Source organism: Polaromonas sp. YR568 (assembly GCF_943369415.1).
In the GTDB taxonomy this organism is placed as follows: Bacteria; Pseudomonadota; Gammaproteobacteria; order Burkholderiales; family Burkholderiaceae_C; genus Polaromonas.
The window spans coordinates 103691-125718 of record NZ_CALRNF020000007.1 but is presented as its reverse complement, the minus strand read 5'-3'; the positions used below and the strand labels follow the sequence as shown (position 1 = coordinate 125718).

Genomic DNA, 22028 nt, shown 5'->3' with positions numbered 1-22028 from the left:
GCGTTTACGGGCTTATTTCAGAAAACGCGTGTCGGCGAGTTTCCCCATGTCGGGCAGCGACTTGATGATGCCGGCCTCCATCAGCAGCTCGGCGGCCTCCTTGCTGAAAGCGGCGTGTTCACCGGCAAAGAATTTCTGGTTGGCCGCGCGGTCCTGCCAGCGCAGGTATTTGGACGAGGCTTCAAAGGCGTCACCGGTCTGCTTCACGTCGGCGCCCATGATCTCGAAGCTTTTCTTCGGCTCTTTCTGGATCATCTCGACGGCGTCGAAGTAGCTGTCGGCCAGGGCCTTGGCGGCCTTGGGGTTCTCGCTCAGGAACTTGGGCGTGCAGCCGAAGGTGTCCATCACCATGGGGTAGTCCAGCGTGGTGGCGATGATCTTGCCGGCTTCCGGCTTGGCGCGCACCGCGCCCAGGTAGGGCTCGTAGGTCATCGCGGCATCGACGCCGTCGGTGCCCGCGATCATCGCGTTGGCCGCGGCCTGCGGTTCGAGGTTGACGACCTTCACGTCCTTGGTGCTCATGCCGTTTTTCTTCAGCATCCAGGCCAGGGCGAAGTAGGGCGAGGTGCCGGGCGCGCTCGCGGCCACGGTCTTGCCTTTCAGGTCGGTGATTTTGGCGATGCCGGGTTTGACCACCATGCCGTCGGCGCCATAGCTTTTGTCGAGCTGGAAGATCTGCGTGGTGGCCACGCCGTTGGCGTTCCACACCACCCAGGTTTCCACCGTGGTCGCGGCGCACTGCACGTCACCCGAGGCTATCGCGAGGTGGCGGTCTTTTTGCGGGATCTTCTTGATGGACACGTCCAGCCCGTTCTTCTTGAAGATGCCGGCTTCCTTGGCCAGGGTCAGCGGGGCAAAACCCGTCCAGCCCGAAATGCCGATGGCGACCTTGGTCTCCTGCGCGTGGGCGGCGTTCATGGCCAGAGCGGACGCGAATGCGAGCAGGGAGAGGGCGAGTTGTTGCTTCATGAAGAGGCTCCTGTATAGATAGGGATAACGGTATCGCTAATGTATGCAGGCTTCATGCCAGCCGCAAGGCGGTTAACTCGGTGATTTGGGCTTCCCCGGCCAGGCCTATGCGCCCGCCCGCCACCAATTGGTGCACCCTTTCCATGTCGGGTGCCAGGCTGCGGTCATGCATCATGGCCGGCGAGGCTTTTCGCACCAGTTGCAGCACGCCTTCGAGCACGGCGGAACTCTTGAGCGGGCGCAAAAATTCAATGCCCTGCGCGGCGGCCAGCAGCTCGATGGCGACGATGTATTCGGTGTTGCGCAGCATGGGCTGCAGGCGGCGCGCCGCGAAGGTCGCCATGCTCACATGGTCTTCCTGGTTGGCCGAGGTGGGCAGGCTGTCCACGCTGGCAGGGTGGGCCAGCGACTTGTTTTCGGAGGCCAGCGCGGCGGCGGTCACGTGCACGATCATGAAGCCGGAATTGAGGCCCGGCTCGGGCGTGAGGAATGCAGGCAGGCGCGAGGCCACGGTGTCGACCAGCATGGCGATGCGGCGCTCGGTGATCGCGCCGATTTCGGCGATGGCGACGGCCAGCGCGTCACAGGCCAAAGCGACCGGCTCCGCATGGAAATTACCACCGGACAGAAGCGTCTCATCCTCGGCAAACACCAGCGGGTTGTCGGTCACCGCATTGGCTTCGCGCATCAGCACCTGCGTGGCATAGCGCATCTGGTCCAGGCAGGCGCCCATGACCTGCGGCTGGCAGCGCAGGCAATACGGGTCCTGCACGCGGTCGTCGCCTTCCAGGTGCGAGCGGCGGATTTCGCTGCCCACCATGATGGCGCGGTAAGCGGCGGCGCAATCGATCTGCCCCGGCTGGCCGCGCACCGCGTGGATGCGCGGGTCGAAAGGGCCGTCGCTGCCGCGCGCGGCGTCCAGCGTGACGGCGCCCGAAATCACCGCGGCTTCAAACAGCCGGTCGGTGGCCAGCAGCGCGTCCAGCGCCAGTGCGGTCGAGACCTGCGTGCCGTTGATCAGCGCCAGGCCTTCCTTGGCCGACAGCTTCACCGGCGTGAGGGAGGCTTGTTTCAGCGCATCGGCCGCGGCCATGCGCTGGCCTTGGTAGAAGACTTCGCCTTCGCCAATCAAAGGCAGGCACAGATGGGCCAGCGGCGCGAGGTCGCCCGAGGCGCCCACCGAACCCTGGCAGGGAATCACCGGTGTCAGGCCCTTGTTGTACAGCGCCATCAGCATGTCGATGACCGCTTCGCGCACGCCGGAGTAGCCGCGCGCCAGGCTTGCTGCCTTGAGCAGCAACACCAGGCGCACCACGCGCTCGGGCATGGGCTCGCCCACGCCCACGGCGTGCGAGCGCAGCAGGTTGAGCTGCAGGGTTTCCAGGTCGGCCTGCGCGATGCGCTGGTTGGCCAGCTTGCCGAAGCCGGTGTTGACGCCGTAGACGGCATCGCCACCCTGCGCGGCTTTTTGCACCAGCGCGGCGCTGGCGCGAATGCCGGCCGTGGCGGAGGGGTCTATCGCCAGCGTTTGCGCTGTGGTGTGGATGTCGCGCAACTGCGCCAGCGTGAGCCGGCCGGGTTGGATGGTGAGGGTCATGGTGTTGCCAACGGGTAAGAAAGAAAAAGGAGGCGGAAAAACCGGGCTTACTCGGGCTTGATGTTTTTCTGCCGTATCACCTCGGTCCAGCGCGCGGTGTCGGCCTGGATGGCCGCGGCCAGCTCGGCGGGCTTTCCGGTGGCGGCGTCCATGCCCAGCGCGGCCAGTTTTTCCTTGAGCTCGGGCCGCGCGAAGAGCTTGACGGTCTCGCCGTTGAGTTTGTCGATGACGGCGCGCGGCGTGCCGGCCGGCACCATGAGCGCATACCAGGACACCGCCTCGAAACGCGGCAGGCCCTGCTCGGCAATCGTCGGCGTCTCGGGCATCAGGGGCGAGCGCTTGAGGCTGGCCACGCCGAGCGCGCGCAACTTGCCGCTCTTGATGTGCGGCAGCACCGAGGACATTTGCGCGAACATCATGCTGACCTGGCCGCCCAGCAAATCATTGAGCGCCGGGCCTATGCCCTTGTAGGGCACGTGCAGCAGCTGCACGCCGCTGTTCAGCGCCAGCAACTCGCCCGCCAGGTGTGCCTGGCTGCCGGCGCCGGGCGAGGCAAAACTCACGCTGTCGGATTTCTGCGCGGCCAGCGCGAGCAGTTCCTTGACGTTTCGCGCCGGTACGGCGGCGTTGACGACCAGCACGTTCTCCACCGTGGCCAGCATGGTGACGGGCGCGAGGTCTGAAGCCTTGTAGGGCAGGCCGGGGTAGAGCGCGGGATTGACCGCGATATTGCCCAGCGGGACGATGGCCAGCGTGTAGCCGTCGGGCGCTGCCTTGGCCGCCAGGTCAATGCCGATGTTGCCGGCTGCGCCCACCTTGTTGTCGACCACGGCCGGCTGGCCCATGGATTCGGCGAGGCCCTGCGCCAGCACGCGGCCCAGCACGTCGACCGGGCCGCCGGGCGGAAAGGGTGCGATGACGTGCAGCGGTTTGGAGGGATAGGTCTGCGCGGTGGCGCCGAAGGAGACGGCGGCAAGCAGCAAGGCCAGCAAGGTGGTTCGCGTAAACAGCTTCATCAGATATCGTCCAGTGCGGGCGCGGGCCCGCCGTCCATGGCCGCCAGCGGCAGGTAGTCCGCGGGATCGGGAAACGCAAAACCCGCGAGCAGAAGGCGCTGCATCACCGGCGCCAGTTCCGTCGCTTTGGCCGTGGCGCGCAAGGCCTTGCGCACCTTGGCCAGCGTCTCTTCGGGTAAATCTGCGGTGGCCACCAGCGGCGGAATCGGCAGGGCAGCCGTGCTGGCGACGGTGCGCACCTGCGCGGCGAATTCCGGGTCGTGGGCCTTGAGCAGGTCGTGGTAATAACTGTCCAGCGGCCCGGCATCGATGCGGCCTTCGGCCAATGCCGTGATCACGCCGCGCGCATTGACCAGTTCACCCACGGCCTTGCGGTACAGGCGCGAACCTTTCGCCTCGCGGTAGGGTGCCAGGTGATGCCGCAGCGCCACGCCGCCCGACATGGAGTCGGCCAGCGTGTAGCCGATCACACCGCCGAACGTATCCTCCAGCGCCTGGTAGGGCGCATCGGCGCGCACCACGATGTCGGTGAAGTACACCGGCTTGCCGCCGTAGCGGGCCGGCGAGGGAATGGGTGCGGCCACCAGCGTGGGCCGCTCGCCGCGCTGGGCAAAGGGCAGGCCGCACATCATCGCCAGGCCCAGGTCGTCGCGCGCCCACAGCACAGCCAGCGGCGCCGGCGCGTCGTAGTCAACGACGTCCCAGTGCAGGCCCGCGCGTATCAGCACCCAGGCCAGCAAGGTCTTCCAGTCGGCCTTGACCGAAGGTGTGGCCGAATACATGCGGGCGTTGGCCAGCAGCGCCTGCGTGGTTTGTGGAGTGCTGATGGCGTCCATGCTGCCTGCTTCAGCGGAAACGCAGCTTTTGCCCCAGGCCCATGCGCTTGGCCTTTTCCAGCATGAAGGCGCCCAGCGCGATGTCCGACAGCGAGAGGCCGCGGTGCCAGAATAGATTGGTCTCGTCGTCGCTCTCGCGGCCTGGCTTGAGGCCCGCGACGATCTGGCCCAGTTCGGCGTGCAGCGTGGCTTCCGACAGCTTGCCGGCATCGACGTGGGCGCGCAGCGCGCCCAGCGGGCCGGCCTTGGCCTGGCCCCAGTCGTCCATCACCATCTTGTCCATGATGTCGGTCAGCGAGAGTTCGACCGCGCTCATGGTGCCGTAGGGAATCACGCAAGCGCCTTTTTTGATCCACTCGGTCTTGAGCATGGGCGTGGGTTTTTCCAGGCGCGAAGCCTCGACCACGATGTCGGCGCCGCGCACGCAGGACTCCCAGTCCTCGGTCACGATGATCTTCTTGCCCAGGTCTTTTTCGAGCTTGGCGGCAAAGGCGTTGCGGCTTTCGGGCCGGCGCGAATGCACGCGGATTTCGTCGAAGTCGTAAATCGAGTCGAGCAGGCGCACGTTCCAGTAGGAGGTGCCGCGCGCGCCTATGTGGCCCAGGATCTTCGAGTTCTTGCGCGCCAGGTGCTTGGCGCCCAGCGCGGTGATGGCGCCGGTGCGCATGTCGGTGATGTCCGAGGCGTCGATGATGGCGATGGGCGAGCCGTTCTTGGGGTCGAACAGGTTGAGAATCGCCAGCTCTGAAGGCAGGCCCTGCTCATAGTTCTTGTAGAAGTCGCCGACCACTTTCACGCCGGCCAGGCCCAGCGGGCGTATGTAGCCGCGCAGCACGTTGAAGTGGCCGGGGTAGTCTTTTTCCGGCACCAGGTGCATGCGCGGTTCTATCGTCGTCTGCTTGTTGCCCTGTGCATGCAGGGCCTGCTCGACGGCGGCGATGATCTCGGCGTCGGTCAGGGCCAGGGCCTGGACGTCGGGGTGGTTCAGGTAGGTGAGGTAAATCTCGGCGGTGCTATCGGACATGTGTTTCAGCTTCCTATCATGGGCAGGTTCAGCCCGTTGTCTCTGGCGCTTTGTTTCGCGATGTCGTACCCCGCATCGGCATGGCGCATCACGCCGGTGGCCGGGTCGTTGAACAGCACGCGGGCGAGTTTTTCCGACGCTTCGGCCGTCCCGTCGCAGACGATGACCACGCCCGAGTGTTGCGAGTAGCCCATGCCGACGCCGCCGCCATGGTGCAGGCTGACCCAGGTCGCGCCGCTGGCGGTGTTGAGCAGGGCATTGAGCAGCGGCCAGTCGCTCACGGCATCGCTGCCGTCCTTCATCGCTTCCGTCTCGCGATTCGGCGAGGCGACGGAGCCGCTGTCCAGGTGGTCGCGGCCGATCACGATGGGGCCCTTGAGCTCGCCGCTTTTGACCATTTCGTTAAAAGCCAGGCCGGCGATGTGGCGCTCGCCCAGGCCTATCCAGCAGATGCGCGCCGGCAGGCCCTGGAAGGCGATGCGCTCTTCGGCCATGTCCAGCCAGCGGTGCAGGTGCTTGTTGTCCGGGAAGAGTTCCTTCATCTTCGCGTCGGTCTTCCTGATGTCTTCCGGGTCGCCCGAGAGCGCCACCCAGCGGAAGGGGCCGACGCCGCGGCAGAACAGCGGGCGTATGTAGGCCGGCACAAAGCCGGGGTAGTCAAAGGCGTTGTCCACGCCGAAGTCCTTGGCGACCTGGCGCAGGTTATTGCCGTAGTCCACCGTGGGGATGCCCATCTCGTGGAAGGCCAGCATGGCCTTGACGTGGACCACGCAGGATTCGCCGGCCGCTTTGGTCAGCGCCGCATGTTGCGCCGGGTCTTTTTGCGCGGCCTTCCATTGCGCGACCGTCCAGCCGATGGGCAGGTAGCCGTTGATGATGTCGTGCGCCGAAGTCTGGTCGGTCACGATGTCGGGGCGCAGGCCGCCGGCTTGGGCGCGCCTGGCCAGTTCGGGCACGATTTCGGCCGCATTGCCGCACAGCGCGATGGAGACGGCTTCCTTGCGCGAGGTGTGGTGCTTGATGAGTTCCAGCGCCTCGTCAAGGTCCTTGGCCTGCTTGTCGACGTAGCGGGTGCGCAGGCGAAAGTCGATGCTGGACTGCTGGCATTCGATGTTCAGCGAGCAGGCGCCGGCAAAGGTGGCGGCCAGCGGCTGCGCGCCGCCCATGCCGCCCAGGCCGGCGGTCAGCACCCAGCGGCCGGCCAGGTCGCCGTTGAAATGCTGGCGGCCCGCTTCCACAAAGGTTTCATAGGTGCCCTGCACGATGCCCTGGGTGCCGATGTAAATCCAGCTGCCGGCCGTCATCTGGCCGTACATCATGAGGCCGGCGCGGTCCAGCTCGTTGAAGTGTTCCCAGGTCGCCCACTTGGGCACCAGGTTGGAATTGGCGATCAGCACGCGCGGCGCGCCGGTGTGGGTGCGGAACACGCCCACCGGCTTGCCCGACTGCACCAGCAGGGTTTCGTCGGCCTTGAGCTTGCGCAGGGAGTCGAGGATGGCGTCGAAGGCCGGCCAGTTGCGGGCGGCCTTGCCGATGCCGCCGTAGACCACGAGCTCGTCGGGGTTTTCGGCGACTTCCGGGTCCAGGTTGTTCTGGATCATGCGGTAGGCCGCCTCGATCTGCCAGTTGGCGCAGCTCAGCGTGCTGCCGCGGGGCGCCCGCACCGGGCGGGCCTTGCTGTCAAGGAAAGGGGTTTGGGAAAGATCGGACATGGGGCTGCTCCGGGAATAAAAACAGAAACTTTTCCGGCGGTTCGAAAAAGAAAGGGGCGGTGACTGGTATAAATCGTAGTTGTCTATACAACTTGTGTCAACTGGCGTAATCTACGGTTTGTGCGCAAGGATCTGTAAAAGGCTGCAAGGGGCTCCTGAGGCTTTTTGCGGTCACAATGATTTTTTCTTACATCCGCGAACATAGCGCTGAACCCCATGGCCACTATCCCGCTGCCTGCCTACGGCCAGGTCAAGGCATTCATCAAAAAACGCATCAGTGCCGGCACCTGGAAGCCCGGCGACCCGGTGCCCAGCGAATCCGTGCTGATGGAGCAGTTCGGCGTGAGCCGCATGACGGTGAACCGTGCGTTGCGCGAGCTCATGGGCGAGGGACTGGTCACGCGCATCCAGGGCTCGGGCACCTTTGTCGCGGAACTGCACCGCATTTCTTCCACGCTGACGATTCGTGACATCCACGAGGAGGTGGTGGAACGCGGCCATGTCCACACTTCGCGCGTGCTGCTGGCCGAATCCGAAAAAGCCAGTGCCGACCTGGCGCGCACCCTGGGCCTGCGCCCGGGCGGGCGGGTGTTCCACACCATTCTGATCCATCTCGAAAACGGCGTGCCCATCCAGTACGAAGACCGCTACGTCAACCCGGCGGCCGCGCCCAGGTACCTGGAAACCGATTTCAGCGAAACCTCGCCCACACACCACCTGCTGGCCGAGGCGCCGCTGACGGAAGCCAGCTATTCGATAGAAGCCTGCCTGCCCTCCGCGCTGGAAGCCAAGCACCTTGAAATCAAGCAGGGTGAAGCCTGCCTGGCCATGATGCGGCGCACCGTGAGCGGCGCCAACATCGCCAGCGTGGCACGGCTGGTGTACCCGGGGTCGCGCTACAGCTTTGCCGGGAAGTTTCAGGCATGACGTCCACCAACCGTCCCGGCTGGAACATCGTCCACCTGGCCGACATCCCCGCGACCCCTTGGCGCAACGGCGGCGGCGTCACGCGCGAACTGGCCATGTGGCCCGATGCGGGCGACTGGGCCTGGCGCATGTCGGTGGCCGACGTGGACCAAAGCGGGCCCTTCTCGAAGTTCGAGGGCATAGAGCGCTGGTTCGCGGTGCTGGAAGGCGCCGGCGTGCAACTCGACGTGGCGGGCGCGCCGCACCGCATGACGGCTACCGACGCGCCGCTTTTCTTCGACGGTGGCGCCGCGACGGGCTGCGAACTGATAGACGGCAAGACGCGTGATTTCAACCTCATGGTGCGCAGGGGGACAAAGCCTTCGCGCATGGTGCGCGTCGACGGGCGTTTTTCAGAAACACTGAATGGCGGGACCACCATCGCCGTGTACGCGCACGCGTCGGCGGCAACCGTGCTGTTTGACGAAGAGACGCTGCAGCTGCCCCCCGCCACATTGGCCTGGCGCACGGTGGCGGGCAGCGCCGCGGTGCGTGTGGCCGCCGACCAAGCCCTCTGGATGGAGATTCCCGCATGAGCCTGCAAGTCTGGACACATTGCAACATCGCCACGCTGCAAGCCGGCGCCGCCCAGCCCTACGGGTTGATCGAAGATGCGGCGCTGGTGGCCGAGGGCGAATCCATCGCCTGGGTCGGCCCGCGCGCCGATCTGCCGGCGGACTTGCGCTCACGCTGCACCGCGCAGCATGACGCGGGCGGTGCGCTCATCACACCGGGCCTCATCGATTGCCACACCCACCTGGTCTATGGCGGCGACCGTGCCCATGAATTTGAATTGCGCCTGAACGGCGCGAGCTATGAAGACATCGCCCGCGCCGGCGGCGGCATTGCCTCCACCGTCAAGGCCACGCGCGCCGCGAGCGCGCAGCAATTGCAGGCGCAAAGCGCGCCCCGGCTCCGGCAACTTGTCGCCGAAGGCGTGACCACGCTGGAGATCAAGTCCGGCTACGGCCTGGCGCTGGAGCACGAACGCAAGACGCTGTCGGTGGCGCGCGCGCTGGGGCAAAGCCACGCGGTGGACATCCGCACCACCTTCCTGGGCGCGCACGCCGTGCCCGCCGAGTTCGCCGGCCGCACCGATGCCTATGTCGATGCGGTGCTTGAGATGCTGCCCTTGCTGCACGCCGAAGGCCTGGTCGATGCGGTCGACGCCTTTTGCGAACGCATCGCCTTCAGCACCGCGCAGACCGAGCGCGTCTTTGCCGCGGCGAAAGCGCTGGGCATTCCCGTCAAGCTGCATGCCGAGCAGCTCAGCGACAGCGGCGGCGCGCAGCTCGCGGCGCGTTACGGCGCGATCAGCTGCGACCACCTTGAATGGCTGTCGCCCGAGGGCGCGCAAGCCATGGCGGCGGCCGGCACGGTGGCGGTGCTGCTGCCCGGCGCGTTCTACTTTTTGCGCGAAACCAAACTGCCGCCCGTGGCCCTGCTGCGCGAGCAGCAGGTGCCCATGGCGATTTCCACCGACTGCAATCCCGGCAGTTCGCCCTGCACCTCGCTGCTGCTGATGCTCAACATGGCCTGCACGCTGTTTCGGCTCACGCCCGAAGAAGCGCTGGCCGGCGTCACGCGCCATGCGGCCGCCGCGCTGGGCCTGCGCGACCGCGGTGTGCTGGCCAAGGGCTTGCGCGCCGACTTTGTGCTGTGGGATGTGCAGCGCCCGGCCGAGTTGAGTTATGCCCTGGGCGCGAACCCGCGCCTGCAGACCGTCTTCAAAGGCCGGCTGGTATGAATGTTGCTGCATACCGGCGCACTGCGCCCTTGTGTGCATCGCTCCGCGTTGGTCCCTGATCCCAAGCGGGTTTTCCTCGTTTCCCATCACGAATGGCGAGTGGAGCCGCCGCTTGGCCCACCGGCGGATCGCGCAAAGCTCACGCGCCGCCCAACGCCAAAAAACAAACAACCATTCCCAGCCAGTGAGAAATAGTGCTTTGCGCGCGCCTGCAAGCGCCGGATACTGAAAACGATGTTGCCCGACGCCCCCGCTCCCTCCACTGTCTCCGCCATCTCTGCCGTAGATCGCGCGCTGGTGGTGCTGGCCACGCTGGCGCAGCACGGGCGGCCCCTGACGGCCGTGGAGTTGCTGGCGAAGACGGGCCTGAGCCAAAGCACCTTGTACCGACAGCTGCTCTCGCTCAAGCGCTGGGGCTTTGTCCTGGAAACAGAAGGCCGTTATGCGCCCGGCCCCTTGAGCCTGCAGCTGGCCCTGGGCTACGACATGGCCTCCCACCTGGCGCAGCAGGCGCGCCAGGACATGCAGCTGCTGGCGCAGCAATCCCAGGAAAGCGTCGGCCTGATCGTCGCGGTCAACGGCCAGGCCATTTGCATCGACATGGTCGAGAGCCGCCAGTCCCTGCGCTGTTCTTTCGAAAAAGGCCGCAGCGTGCCGCTGGAAAAAGGCGCCTCGGCCAAATGCCTGATGGCGCACATGCCGGCCGCGGCATTGAACGCGTCGCTGGGCCCCGACCGGCAGAGGCCCGAACTGCTGGCCGAACTGGCGGAGATCCGTAAGGCCGGTTTTGCCGTCAGCGACAGCGAGGTCGATGCCGGTGTCTGGGGCGTCAGCGTGCCCCTGTTCGCCATGGGCCAGCAAGCCGTCGGCGCCCTGACCTTGATGGCGCCCAGCGTGCGCATCCAGGGCAAACACCCACCGCTGATCCAGATGGCGGTGGTCGCCGCCGCCCGCATTTCCCGAAGTTTGAGTCGCTGAGCGCTTTGACCGTTTGATATCCGAATTTATTTAACCCCCTGGAGCAACCACCATGAACTTCCGCCGCCAATTCCTTGCGTCCTGCATCGCCGTCCTCGGCCTGGCTTCCCTAGGCGCGCACGCGCAGGACGTGCTTCGCGTCGGCACCGACGCCACCTTCCCGCCCATGGAATACGTTGAAAACGGCAAGCGCACCGGCTTTGACATCGAACTCGTGGAAGCCGTCGCCAAGACCCTGAACAAGCGCGTCGAGTGGATAGACATCGACTTCAAGGGCTTGGTCCCCGGGCTGGTGTCCAAGCGCTTTGACATGGCGGTGTCGGCCATCTACATCACCGACGAGCGCAAGAAGGTCGTGGACTTCACCGACTCCTACTACGCGGGCGGCTTGGTCGCCATGGTGAAGGAAGGCAACACCGCCATCAAGACCCTGGCCGACCTGAACGGCAAGAAGGTCACTGTGCAGGTGGGCACCAAGTCGGTGAGCTACCTGGCCTCCAACTATCCGCAGGTGCAACTCGTGGAAGTCGAGAAGAACCAGGAAATGTTCAACCTGGTCGAGATCGGCCGCGCCGATGCGGCCGTGACCGGCAAGCCGGCCGCCTTCCAGTACGTGCGCACCCGCGGCGGCCAGCGCGTGCTCGAGCAGCAGCTCACCACCGAGGAATACGGCATGGCGCTGCGCAAGGACACGCCCGAGCTGACCAAGGCCGTCAACGGCGCCCTGGCCAAACTCAAGGCCGACGGCACCTATGCGCAGATCGTGAAGAAGTGGTTCAGCAACACCACCGCGCCGGCCGCCGCCAAATAAGCAGACCGAAAGCCTGAGCGATGGAACTCGATTTCTCGCCCGCTTTCGCGGGGTGGCGCAACCTGCTTTCGGGTGCGCTGGTCACCGTGGAAATCACGGCGGTGGCCCTGGTGCTTGGCTGCATCATGGGCTTGCTGGTGGGGATCGGGCGCCTCAATCCGGCCCGGCGCGTGGTCTATGCGCTGTGCACCAGCTACGTGGCGGCCATACGCGGCACGCCGCTGCTGGTGCAGCTGTTCATCCTGTTTTTCGGCTTGCCGCAGTTCGGCATCATGCTGCCGGCCTTTGTCTGCGGCGTGATCGGCCTGGGCATTTATTCCGGCGCCTATGTGTCGGAGATCGTGCGCGGCGCCATCCAGTCCATCGACAGGGGCCAGATGGAGGCCGCGCGTTCGATCGGCATGTCTTACGGCACGGCCATGCGCAACATCATCCTGCCGCAGGCGCTGGTGCGCATGATCCCGCCGCTGGGCAACGAATTCATCGCGCTGATCAAGAACTCCGCGCTGGTGTCGCTGCTGACCATTCATGAACTGATGCACGAAGGGCAAAAAATCATCAGCGTGTCCTACCGTTCCCTGGAGGTTTACCTTGTGATTGCCGTCATGTATTTTGTGTTGACCGGGCTGACGACGCTGGCGCTGCGCCGCATCGAGCAGCGGCTGCGCGCCGGAGGCATGGTGCAATGAACACGCCAACCCCAGGCTCCAGCAAGCCCATCGTCACCATCCGCGGCCTGCGCAAGTCCTTCGGCGATCACGTCGTGCTGCACGGCATTGATTTTGACGTCCAGCCCTCGCAGGTGGTCGTCGTCATAGGCCCCAGCGGCTCGGGCAAGAGCACCTTTTTGCGCTGCTGCAACGGGCTGGAGACGCCCGACAGCGGCCGCGTCGAGATCTGCGGGCGCGTGCTTGCCGATGCCGGCCGCATGCTGGACGACCAGGCGCTCAACCATTTGCGCGAAGACGTCGGCATGGTGTTCCAGTCCTTCAACCTGTTTCCGCACCTGTCGGTCATCGACAACATCACCGTCGGCCCGCGCAAGGTGCGCGGCCTGTCCAGGCAGCAGACCGAGGCCGACGCCATTGCGCTGCTCGACAAGGTGGGCCTGCGGCAAAAAGCCCATGCCATGCCGGCCAGCCTTTCGGGCGGCCAGAAGCAGCGCGTGGCGATTGCCCGCGCGCTGGCCATGCAGCCCCAGCTGATGCTGTTCGACGAGCCCACCTCCGCGCTGGACCCGGAACTGGTCGGCGAGGTGCTGCAGGTCATGAAGCTGCTGGCCGGCGAGGGCATGACCATGATGGTCGTGACCCACGAGATGGACTTCGCGCGCGAAGTCGCCGACGTGGTGGTGGTGATGGATGGCGGTGTGCTGATCGAGGCCGGGCCGCCCGACATCATCTTCACGAACCCGGCGCAGGCGCGAACACGCGATTTCCTGCATGCGGTGTTGTCACGGACCTGATGGTGCTGTTATCTTCCGGGCTTTCGCGCTCAACTTTTTCAAGGGCCTCCCCACATGAGTGACTTCAGCGATGCAAACGGCGTGAGCGAAGTTTTCAGCCTGCAGCAGGGCACGGCGCCGCTGCTGGTCAGCATGCCGCACATAGGCACCGAGATCCCGGCTGAGCTACAGGCCGGCTACACGGAAGAGGCGCTTCGGGTCGAAGACACCGACTGGCACCTGCACCGGCTCTACAACTGCCTGCCCGTGGTGGGCGCCAGCGTGCTGCGGCCGCGTTATTCGCGTTACGTCATTGACCTGAACCGCCCGCCCGACGATGCGCCCATGTACCCCGGCGCGTCCAACACCGAGCTGTGCCCCACGCGCTTTTTCAGCGGTGCGCCGCTCTACAAACCCGGCCACGAGCCCGGCCCCGAGGAGCGTGCAAGGCGGCGCGAGGCCTACTGGCAGCCCTACCACGCGGCCCTGGCCGCCGAACTGGCGCGCCTGAAGGCGCTGCACGGGTTTGCCCTGCTGTGGGACGCGCACAGCATTCGCTCGCACATCCCCTGGCTGTTCGAAGGCAAGCTGCCCGACCTCAACATCGGCACGGCCAGCGGCGCCAGCGCGCACGCGTCCATCACCGATGCGGTGGTGCAGGCCTGCGAAGCCGCGCCGCACATCAGCACCGCCGTCAACGGCCGCTTCAAGGGCGGCTACATCACGCGCCACTACGGACGGCCGGCGGACGACGTGCATGCCGTGCAGCTGGAGATGTGCCAGAGCCTCTACATGCAGGAAGTGCCGCCTTATGCCTACGATGAAGCCCTGGCCTGGCAGGTGCAGCCCCTGCTCAAGATGATGGTCTCCGGCGCGCTCGGCGCCGCTGTCCACCTGTACGCCTGAGCACCTGAACCCGGACACCTGAAACACCATGAGCAGTGACATGAAGACATTTTTCGCTCCCCAGGCCTGGGTGCAGGGCGCATGGGCCAGGGACGTGCTGCTGACGGTGGCCGCCAACGGCTGCTGGCAAAGCGTGCAGCCCGGCGCCTCGGCGCAGGACGCGGCGGGCGCCACGCGTTTGGCCGGCCCGGTGCTGCCGGGCCTTGTCAACGCGCACAGCCACGCCTTCCAGCGCGCGATGGCCGGCCTGACCGAACGCCGCAGCGCCGGCGCCCATGCGTCCGACGATTTCTGGAGCTGGCGCGACCGCATGTACAGCGCGGCCAACCGCATCACGCCCGGCCAGCTGGAGGCAATAGCGACCCAGCTCTATGCCGAACTGCTGGCCGGCGGCTACACCCAGGTCTGCGATTTCCATTACCTGCACAACGACGTCAGCGGCGCGGCCTATGCCGACCCGGCCGAGATGTCGCTGGCCCTGGTGCGCGCCGCGCAGCGCACCGGCATGGGCCTCACGCTGCTGCCCACGCTCTACATGCGATCAGGCTTCAAGGCCACAGGCCTGCGCGAAGACCAGCGCCGGTTTTCTTCCACGCCCGAAAGCGTGATGCGCACGGTCGAGCAGGTGCAGCGGCAGACACAGGGCGATGCGCGCATCAACGTCGGCGTGGCCGTGCACTCGCTGCGCGCCGCCAGCCCGGCCGCCCTGCATGAACTCACGGCGGCGGCGAAAGAAGCCGGCCTGCCGGTGCACATCCACATCGCCGAGCAGACACAGGAGGTCGACGACTGCCTGGAACACACAGGCCAGCGCCCGATTGAATGGTTGCTCAACAACGCCGACGTCGACGCCCGCTGGAACCTGGTGCACGCCACCCATGCCACGCCGGCCGAGCTGCAGGGCGTGCAGGGCAGCGGTGCGGCCATCGTGATCTGCCCCGCCACCGAGGCCAACCTGGGCGACGGCGTGTTTGATTTGCCGGCTTACGCGGCAGCGGGCGGCCGCTGGTCCATAGGCTCGGACAGCCACGTCACGCGCAGCTGGCCCGAAGAGCTGCGCCTGCTTGAATACTCGCAGCGCTTCACGCTGCGCCAGCGCAACATCGCCGCGCGCGTACTCGGTACCGAAAGCAGCGCCGCCGGCCTGTTCGAAGCCGCGCTGGCCGGCGGCTTCCCTGCCACCGGCCGCATGCAGGCAGGCCTTGCGCCCGGCCACCGCGCCGATTTTGTGACGCTGGACATGGCCTCCCCCGCGCTGCTGGGTGTGCCGGCCGGCCACGCGCTGGACGCGCTGGTGTTCTCCAGCCCCGGGGCTGCGCTGGATGAAGTGTTTGTGGCCGGTGAGCGCGTCGCCGCCCACGGCCAGGCCACGGGAAGCGCGCGCGGCGGGGTGCTCCAGCCCCGCTTGGCGCAGGGCTTTGCGCGCGCCATGCAGGAGCTGTGGGCGGGCTGATCAAGTCAGGCCTCCGACCCTGCGTTGGCGGCAGGCGATACCATCGCCCCATCTCCCCAACAAGGCGTTGCCGTGGACCATAAATGGCTGGAAGACTTCATTGCCCTGGCGCGCGAGCGCAGTTTTTCGCGAGCGGCGGAGCTGCGCCATGTAACGCAGCCGCAGTTCTCGCGCCGCGTGCGTGCGCTGGAGTTGTGGGCGGGCGCCGACCTGGTCAACCGCGCCGTCGTGCCGCTGGGGCTCACGGCCGCCGGTGAAGAATTGCTGCCCGTGGCGCGCCGCGCTGTGGCGGGCCTGGCCGACGTGCGGGCCCGCATCCGCCATGCGCAGGGCGGGCTCGATTGGGTCACGCTGGCCACCGGCCGCACGCTGTCGCGCACGACAGTGCCTTCCTGGCTGGCGCGCGTCAAGCGCGGCGCCGGGGAGTTCCGCCTGCGCATACTCACGGGGTCCATCCACGAAGGCGCTACCGCGCTGGAGCAGGGCGCGGCCGACTTCCTGCTGTCCTTCACGCATCCGCGCCTGCCCATGCGGCTGGACGACCAGGCCTTCGAGGGACTCACGTTGGGCACCGAGGAGCTGGTGGCCGTGAGCGCGCCGCGCGCCGACGGGCAGGCGCAGCATGCCTTGCCGGGCACGGCGCGCGAACCGGCGCGGGTGCTGGGTTACGCGCCCACGCTGGCGCTCAGCCAGATCCTGCAGGACGGGCTGAGCCGCGATGCGCGCGAGCTCTTCCTGCACACGGTGACCGAATCCGATTTCGCCGAATCCCTGCACGAGCAGGCCCTGCAGGGCGTGGGCCTGGCCTGGCTGCCGCGCGGCCTGGTCGGCGACGACCTGCGCAGCGGCCGGCTGGTGGCGGCCGACCCGCAGGCGATCGCGGTGCGCTTTGAGATACGGCTGTACCGCAACCGCAGCCCGCGCAACGATCTGGTGCAGCGCATCTGGGCGGCAAGCACGAATGGATGACTCGTTGATGACTCGCATGCGTCCATGCGTGATGCGCATGCGCCTCTGGGGGATGCATTCCTAGACTGGCTCCACCAACAAGGAGCCTTTATGCCCACACCTTCTTTCTTCCCGCGTCCCCACCTCGGCGGCGCCCTGCTGGCCTTGCTGGCCTTTTCGGCCTTTTCGGTCTTCCCCGTGGCACATGCCCAGACCCAGGCCTGGCCCGCGTCCAGGCCGATCTCGCTGGTGGTGGGCTATCCGGCCGGCGGCAGCGTCGACCTGGTCGCGCGCATCATCGCCGAGCCCTTGTCCAAGCGCCTGGGCACGGCGGTCATCATTGAAAACGTGGGCGGCGCCGGCGGCACCATAGGCGCGCAGAAGGTCGTCAGCGCCAATCCCGACGGCTACACGCTGCTGCTGGGTTCGGGCAGCGAGGTCTCCATCGCCAAGCTTTTCAATGCCGCCGTCAAGTACAACGGCGAAACCGACCTGGCCCCGGTGGGCTTGATAGGCGTCACGCCCATGGTCTTTGTGACCAACACCAGGACCGGCGTGAAGACCATGGAGGAGGCCATCGCCAAATCCAGGCGCGAACCCAACCAGCTGAGCTTTGCCTCTTCGGGCATAGGCACGCCGCTGCACATGTCGGGCGAACTCATCAACCTGCTGGCCGGCACCACCTTCCGCCACGTGCCCTACCGCGGCGCGGGCCAGCAGTTGCAGGACCTGCTGGGCGGCAACATCGAGTTCAGCGTGTCGGTGCTGTCCTCCGCGCTGCCGCACATCGAGTCGGGCAAGATGATCCCGCTGGGCGTCACCACGCCCACACGCTCGCGCGCCGCGCCGCAAATCCCCGCGCTGGCCGAGAACCCCAGGCTCAAGGGCTATGACATGAATGTCTGGTTCGGCCTCTTCGGCCCCGCGAAACTGCCCGCGCCCATGGTCACGCGGCTCAACCGCGAACTCAACGAAGTCCTGCGCGAGGAAGCCGTCTGGCAAAAACTGCAGAAGGCCGGCATCTCCAACGAAGGCGGAACGCCCCAGGCGCTCGCGGCCTTTGTGCGCGCCGAAACCCAGCGCGTGCGCGCCGTGGTCAACAAGGCGGTCAGCACCGGGGCGACGAACTGATGCACCACCCGGTCACGACCCTGCCGCCCACGCTCGCGCGCTGGTCGGTCTCCAACACCGGTGTCCCCCATGTGCATGAACGGGCAGGCGCCGCGCCCGGCCCCGAGATCCTGGTCACGGCGCTGGTGCACGGCAATGAATACTCGGGCGCCATCGCGCTGGCCGAACTGCTCACCGCCGGCTGGGCGCCGGCGCGCGGCCGGGTCACGCTGGCTTTCTGCAACGTCGCTGCGTTCGGGCGTTTCGACCCGGCCCAGCCCGATGCCTCGCGTTTTGTGGACCAAGACTTCAACCGCGTCTGGGCCGCTGATGCGCTGGACGGGCCGCGCCGCAGCGCCGAACTTGAGCGCGCGCGGCAGCTGCGGCCTTTTGTGGATCGCGCCACGCACCTGCTGGACCTGCATTCCATGCACGAGCCCTGCACCCCCTTGCTGGTGACGGGCACGCTGGCGCGCAACATCGCCTTTGCGCAGTCCTTGCGCACTTCAGCGCAGGTGGTCATCGACGAAGGCCATGCCGACGGCGTGCGCATGCGCGACTACGGCGGATTTGCGGATGCGCAGGGCGAACGCATCGCGCTGCTGCTGGAGGCCGGCCAGCACTGGCACCCGCACGCCGTCGTCGCCGCGCGCGATACGCTCATGCGTTTCCTGGTGCAGGCGGGCGCGCTGGCTCGCCTTGAAGTGCCCGGCGGCTGGCTGCTGCCGGACCGCGAACCGCCCGCGCCTGTGGTGGTGACCGGCCGCGTCGTGGCGAGTTCCATGGATTTCCGTTTCACCGAAGCCTTTACCGGCGGCGAAACCATTGACAGCGCCGGCACCGTGATCGCCACCGACGCGGGCCGCGACATCGTGACGCCTTATGACGACTGTGTGCTGGTCATGCCCTCGCTGCGGCAACTGCGGCCCGGTGTGACCACGGTGCGGCTGGGGCGCAGAAGCTAGCGGATCTCCACCGTGTAGTGAAACCGGTCGGCCGGCACATAAGACACCCGCCATTCGATGACCGCGCCGCCGTGCTCGGTCATGGAGCGCTCAATGCGCATGCACGGCGACCTGGCGGCGACCTTGAAAATTTTGGCGTCTTCCTTGGGCAGGCTGTCCATGGCCAGGTCGTCCACCGCGCGGAACACCACCACGCCGCAGACCGCGTCGTACACCGGGTAGAGCAGGGGCGGTGACTCTTTCTGCAGGTAGGGCACCAGCTTGGCGAAGCGGCTTTGCGGCAGCCAGATGTGTTCCACCAGCACCACCTCGTCGCCGTAGGAGCGCGCGCGGTGCAGGTAGATGGTCTTGTCGTTGGGCGCCAGGCCCAGTTTGGCATTGGCCTGCGCCTCGCCCTTGCGCACTTCCATGGTGAGGATTTTCGCGGTCGGCAGCTCGACGGTGCCCGGCTCCCGGAAGCGCACAAAACGCAGCATGGAACTGCGCTCGAAACTCCGGCTTACAAACGTGCCCTTGCCGTGTATGCGTTCCAGCACGCCGTCCTGCACCAGGCCCTGCATGACCTTGCGCATGGTGCCCACCGAAATCGCGAACTCCAGCGCGAGCTTTTCTTCGCCCGGCAGGGCTTCGCCGGTTTTCCAGGCGCGGTCCGCGATGCGCCGCATCAGCTCGTCCTTGACCTGGAGATGCCGGGGCAGGCGGGGATCGTTGGGTGTGGGCAAGTTTTTTCCTGGGTTGAAGCAAGGGTTGTCCCCATGTTAAGGCACTGCGTTACATCTATACTCCTGTATAGGTGTTGAAAGGCCATGAGGCCGCACGGCACATGCACACGACATTGAACAGGAGACAAACCCATGAAGACATCCAGAAGGCTTTTGCTGGCCGCCGCGGCCTGCCTGGCCGCCGGCCTTTCCACCGTATCAGGCGGCGCATCGGCGCAAGCCGCCTTCCCCGACAAGCCGGTCAGGATCATCGTGCCCTTCCCGCCGGGCGGCAGCTTTGACGTGATCGCGCGCGGCCTGGGCATACGCCTGGGCGAACTCTGGAAGCAGCCCGTGGTGATTGAAAACCGCGCGGGCGCGGGCGGCAACATTGGCGCGCAGTTCGTGATCGGCGCGCCGGCCGACGGCTACACGCTGCTGCTGTGGGGCGATGGCGTGCTGGCCAATCCTTTGCTGTATCCCAAGCCGCCTTTCGACGCGATACGCGACCTGTCCGGCGTGGCCCTGCTGGCCCGGGCGCCGCAGGTGCTGGTCAGCGGCCCCAAGGCCAACATCGCCAGCATGAAGGACGTGCTGGCCGCCAAAGAGCCGCTCAACTACGGCACGGCAGGCGCCGGCTCGCCGGGCCACCTTGCCGCCGAACTTATGAAACGTGAAGGCGCGAAACAGCTCACCCACGTGCCCTACCGCGGCGGCGGCCCGGCGCTGGCCGACCTGATGGGCGACCAGATCCAGCTGGTCTCCACCGGGCTGCCGGCCTGCATCGCGCTGATACGCGGCGGCCGCATCAAGGCGGTGGCCGTGTCGTCCGCGAAGCGGCTCAAGATATTGCCCCAGGTCCCCACCGTGGGCGAGACCCTGCCGGGCTATGAGGTCGACACCTGGTTCGGCATCATGGCGCCCAAGGCCACCCCGGTGGCCGTGCGCAACAAGATCGCCGCCGACGTGCGCACGGTGCTGGCCAACGCGGAGCTGCAAAAGAAACTCGGCGACGACGGCTTTGAAGTCGCCACCAGTTCACCCGCCGAACTCGACGCCAAGATGGTCAATGACCTGGCCTTCTGGCGCGCGCAGGTCGCCAAGTCGGGTGCCCGCGCGGAATGAGCCTTCAGCCAAACATGCCTGCCCACCGCATGGTCACGGCCAGCGATGGTTGCGTGCTCGCCTTGCACACGCTGCGTCCCGGCCGCGCGGACGTCGAGCCCCTTGTTTTCCTGCACGCCCTGGCCATGGATGCCCGCATGTGGCAGGGCGTGGCCGACAGGCTGGACATCGTCGCACCCCTCTATGCCCTGGACTGCCGGGGCCATGGCGCCTCCGGCAAGCCGGCCGGCCCTTACACCACCGCCCGTTTCGCGGAGGACCTTGCGCAGGTCCTCGACAGCCTGGGCGCCGCCCGCGCGCACGTGGTGGGCTGCTCCATGGGCGGCACGGTGGCGCTGGCGTTTGCGGGCCTCTACCCGCAGCGCGTCGCCAGCCTCAGCGTCGTCGACTGCACGGCCTGGTATGGCGACGACGCACCCGGCGCATGGGAAGGCCGCGCGCAACGCGCGCTGCGCGAGGGCCTGGCTTCGCTGATCCCTTTCCAGGCCGAGCGCTGGTTCAGCCCGGGCTTCGCGGCGGCCAGCCCCGAGGTACTGGCCGGCGCGGTCGAGGTCTTCCTGCGCAACGACGTGAACGCCTACGCGGAAAGCTGCCGCATGCTGGGCCGCGCCGACGAGCGTGAACGCATCAGCCGCTACACCGGCCCGGCCATCGTCGTGGTGGGCGAGTCCGACTATGCGACGCCGCTGGCCATGTCGCAGGACATCATGGGCCGCCTGCCGGGCGCCGAGCTGGCCGTGCTCGACGGCCTGCGCCACTACACACCGATGGAGGCGCCCGGCAGGGTCGCGCGCCGCATCACGTCCGTTCTCGTCCGTGCCAGTTCGCTTTCTCAACAATAAGGAGACATGCATGCAACTCAATCGCCGCCACCTGCTGGCCGGTTTCGCCGCCGCCGCGGCCTCCCACGCGCTGACCGGCTGCGCCACCGGTGCCGCCGCGCAAGACCAGGTCTTTGATTCCCACTGCCACATCATCGACCCGCGCTACCCCATCATCGAAAACCAGGGCTACACGCCGCCGCCTTTCCCGCTCGCGCAATACCTGGCCGACACCGCGCCGCTCAAGGTCAGCTCGGGCGCCATCGTCTCGGGCTCCTTCCACGGTTTCGACCAGACCTATCTGCGTGCCACGCTCAAGGAACTGGGCCCGCGCTGGGTCGGCGTCACCCAGGTGCCGCCCAACATCCCCGACGCTGAAGTCGCCAGCCTGGCGGCATTGCGCGTGCGGGCGCTGCGCTTCAACATCTTCCGCGGCCGTATCGACAGCGTCGACGACATCGTGGCCCTGGCCACTCGCGTGCACGCGGTCGGCGGCTGGCATTCGGAAATCTATGCCGACGCCGCGGCCCTGCGCCCGCACGTCGCCAAGCTGTCCAAGCTGCCGCAGATCGTGATCGACCACCTCGGCATGACCGAGGCCGGCCTGCCCGTGGTGCTGGACCTGGTCGACGCCGGCGCGCGCATCAAGGCCACCGGCTTCGGCCGCGTCGACATGAACGTGCCCAAGGCGCTGGAAGCGATTGCCAGGCGCAACCCGAACGCGCTGGTCTTCGGCACCGACATGCCCTCCACCCGCGCCAAGCGACCCTTTGCCGCATCCGACCTGCAACTGGTCAAGGACGTGCTCGGCCCCGAACTGGCGCGCAAGGCGCTGTGGAGCAACGGCGTGAGCCTGTACCGGCCGCAGGTATAAAGGCGGAATCGCTTAAATCCTCAAG

At 66.8% G+C, this 22028-nt stretch carries 22 protein-coding genes; 15 read left to right on the top strand and 7 right to left on the bottom strand.

The window, feature by feature from the left end; translation table 11 throughout:
• Positions 1 to 12: 12 nt before the first annotated feature.
• From ACLV74_RS07090 to hutU, 6 genes are read right to left on the bottom strand one after another with little or no spacing between them, the layout of a single operon-like run.
• The gene (locus tag ACLV74_RS07090; protein WP_411878668.1) at positions 13 to 969 is read right to left on the bottom strand and encodes an ABC transporter substrate-binding protein; all 957 of its coding nucleotides are present in this window, start codon (positions 967 to 969) and stop codon (positions 13 to 15) included.
• Positions 970 to 1021: 52 nt separating this feature from the next.
• Positions 1022 to 2566, bottom strand: a complete 1545-nt coding sequence (gene hutH / locus ACLV74_RS07085; RefSeq protein ID WP_411878667.1) for a histidine ammonia-lyase — start codon at positions 2564 to 2566, stop codon at positions 1022 to 1024.
• Positions 2567 to 2613: 47 nt separating this feature from the next.
• The gene (locus ACLV74_RS07080; RefSeq protein WP_411878666.1) at positions 2614 to 3582 is read right to left on the bottom strand and encodes a Bug family tripartite tricarboxylate transporter substrate binding protein; all 969 of its coding nucleotides are present in this window, start codon (positions 3580 to 3582) and stop codon (positions 2614 to 2616) included.
• Positions 3582 to 4418, bottom strand: a complete 837-nt coding sequence (locus ACLV74_RS07075; RefSeq protein ID WP_411878665.1) for a phosphate/phosphite/phosphonate ABC transporter substrate-binding protein — start codon at positions 4416 to 4418, stop codon at positions 3582 to 3584. The genes ACLV74_RS07080 and ACLV74_RS07075 overlap by 1 nt, the downstream gene beginning before the upstream one ends.
• A gap of 10 nt (positions 4419 to 4428) precedes the next feature.
• Entirely contained in the window at positions 4429 to 5442 is a 1014-nt protein-coding gene (locus ACLV74_RS07070) for an ornithine cyclodeaminase family protein (protein WP_411878664.1), read from the bottom strand.
• A 5-nt stretch (positions 5443 to 5447) separates the two neighbouring features.
• Positions 5448 to 7154, bottom strand: a complete 1707-nt coding sequence (gene hutU / locus ACLV74_RS07065; protein WP_411878663.1) for a urocanate hydratase — start codon at positions 7152 to 7154, stop codon at positions 5448 to 5450.
• Between the two features lie 216 nt (positions 7155 to 7370).
• On the opposite strand from hutU, the gene hutC reads away from it, so the two are divergent.
• The 12 genes from hutC (at position 7371) to ACLV74_RS07005 (ending at position 18482) form a co-directional block, all read left to right on the top strand.
• Positions 7371 to 8081 (top strand): histidine utilization repressor, encoded by a 711-nt coding sequence (gene hutC / locus ACLV74_RS07060; protein ID WP_411878662.1) that lies wholly within the window; start codon positions 7371 to 7373, stop codon positions 8079 to 8081.
• On the top strand, positions 8078 to 8656 hold the full coding sequence (locus ACLV74_RS07055; protein WP_411878661.1) for a HutD family protein: 579 nt from the start codon (positions 8078 to 8080) through the stop codon (positions 8654 to 8656). The genes hutC and ACLV74_RS07055 overlap by 4 nt, the downstream gene beginning before the upstream one ends.
• Positions 8653 to 9867, top strand: coding sequence for an imidazolonepropionase (hutI, locus tag ACLV74_RS07050; protein WP_411878660.1), 1215 nt, complete (start codon positions 8653 to 8655; stop codon positions 9865 to 9867). Before ACLV74_RS07055 ends, hutI begins: the two co-directional genes overlap by 4 nt.
• 234 nt (positions 9868 to 10101) lie before the next feature.
• The gene (locus tag ACLV74_RS07045) at positions 10102 to 10845 is read left to right on the top strand and encodes an IclR family transcriptional regulator (RefSeq protein WP_411878659.1); all 744 of its coding nucleotides are present in this window, start codon (positions 10102 to 10104) and stop codon (positions 10843 to 10845) included.
• A 52-nt stretch (positions 10846 to 10897) separates the two neighbouring features.
• Complete coding sequence (locus ACLV74_RS07040) at positions 10898 to 11656, top strand: transporter substrate-binding domain-containing protein (protein ID WP_411878658.1); 759 nt, start codon at positions 10898 to 10900, stop codon at positions 11654 to 11656.
• A gap of 20 nt (positions 11657 to 11676) precedes the next feature.
• The gene (locus ACLV74_RS07035) at positions 11677 to 12345 is read left to right on the top strand and encodes an amino acid ABC transporter permease (RefSeq protein WP_411878657.1); all 669 of its coding nucleotides are present in this window, start codon (positions 11677 to 11679) and stop codon (positions 12343 to 12345) included.
• Complete coding sequence (locus tag ACLV74_RS07030; protein WP_411878656.1) at positions 12342 to 13121, top strand: amino acid ABC transporter ATP-binding protein; 780 nt, start codon at positions 12342 to 12344, stop codon at positions 13119 to 13121. Before ACLV74_RS07035 ends, ACLV74_RS07030 begins: the two co-directional genes overlap by 4 nt.
• A 54-nt stretch (positions 13122 to 13175) precedes the next feature.
• A complete protein-coding gene (hutG, locus tag ACLV74_RS07025; RefSeq protein ID WP_411878655.1) occupies positions 13176 to 14006 on the top strand; it encodes an N-formylglutamate deformylase in 831 nt (276 codons plus the stop codon).
• A gap of 40 nt (positions 14007 to 14046) precedes the next feature.
• Complete coding sequence (locus tag ACLV74_RS07020) at positions 14047 to 15459, top strand: formimidoylglutamate deiminase (protein WP_411878654.1); 1413 nt, start codon at positions 14047 to 14049, stop codon at positions 15457 to 15459.
• A 72-nt stretch (positions 15460 to 15531) separates the two neighbouring features.
• A complete protein-coding gene (locus ACLV74_RS07015; RefSeq protein WP_411878653.1) occupies positions 15532 to 16428 on the top strand; it encodes a LysR substrate-binding domain-containing protein in 897 nt (298 codons plus the stop codon).
• Between the two features lie 90 nt (positions 16429 to 16518).
• A complete protein-coding gene (locus ACLV74_RS07010; RefSeq protein WP_411878652.1) occupies positions 16519 to 17538 on the top strand; it encodes a Bug family tripartite tricarboxylate transporter substrate binding protein in 1020 nt (339 codons plus the stop codon).
• Positions 17538 to 18482 (top strand): succinylglutamate desuccinylase/aspartoacylase family protein, encoded by a 945-nt coding sequence (locus tag ACLV74_RS07005; protein ID WP_411878651.1) that lies wholly within the window; start codon positions 17538 to 17540, stop codon positions 18480 to 18482. The genes ACLV74_RS07010 and ACLV74_RS07005 overlap by 1 nt, the downstream gene beginning before the upstream one ends.
• On the opposite strand, the gene ACLV74_RS07000 is transcribed toward ACLV74_RS07005, so the two are convergent.
• Entirely contained in the window at positions 18479 to 19204 is a 726-nt protein-coding gene (locus ACLV74_RS07000; protein WP_411878650.1) for a GntR family transcriptional regulator, read from the bottom strand. The two genes, ACLV74_RS07005 and ACLV74_RS07000, sit on opposite strands and share 4 nt — an antisense overlap.
• Before the next feature lie 132 nt (positions 19205 to 19336).
• On the opposite strand from ACLV74_RS07000, the gene ACLV74_RS06995 reads away from it, so the two are divergent.
• From ACLV74_RS06995 to ACLV74_RS06985, 3 genes are read left to right on the top strand one after another with little or no spacing between them, the layout of a single operon-like run.
• Positions 19337 to 20308, top strand: a complete 972-nt coding sequence (locus ACLV74_RS06995; RefSeq protein WP_411878649.1) for a tripartite tricarboxylate transporter substrate binding protein — start codon at positions 19337 to 19339, stop codon at positions 20306 to 20308.
• A 14-nt stretch (positions 20309 to 20322) separates the two neighbouring features.
• A complete protein-coding gene (locus ACLV74_RS06990) occupies positions 20323 to 21150 on the top strand; it encodes an alpha/beta fold hydrolase (RefSeq protein WP_411878648.1) in 828 nt (275 codons plus the stop codon).
• A gap of 10 nt (positions 21151 to 21160) precedes the next feature.
• On the top strand, positions 21161 to 22003 hold the full coding sequence (locus ACLV74_RS06985; RefSeq protein ID WP_411878647.1) for an amidohydrolase family protein: 843 nt from the start codon (positions 21161 to 21163) through the stop codon (positions 22001 to 22003).
• Positions 22004 to 22028 lie beyond the last annotated feature (25 nt).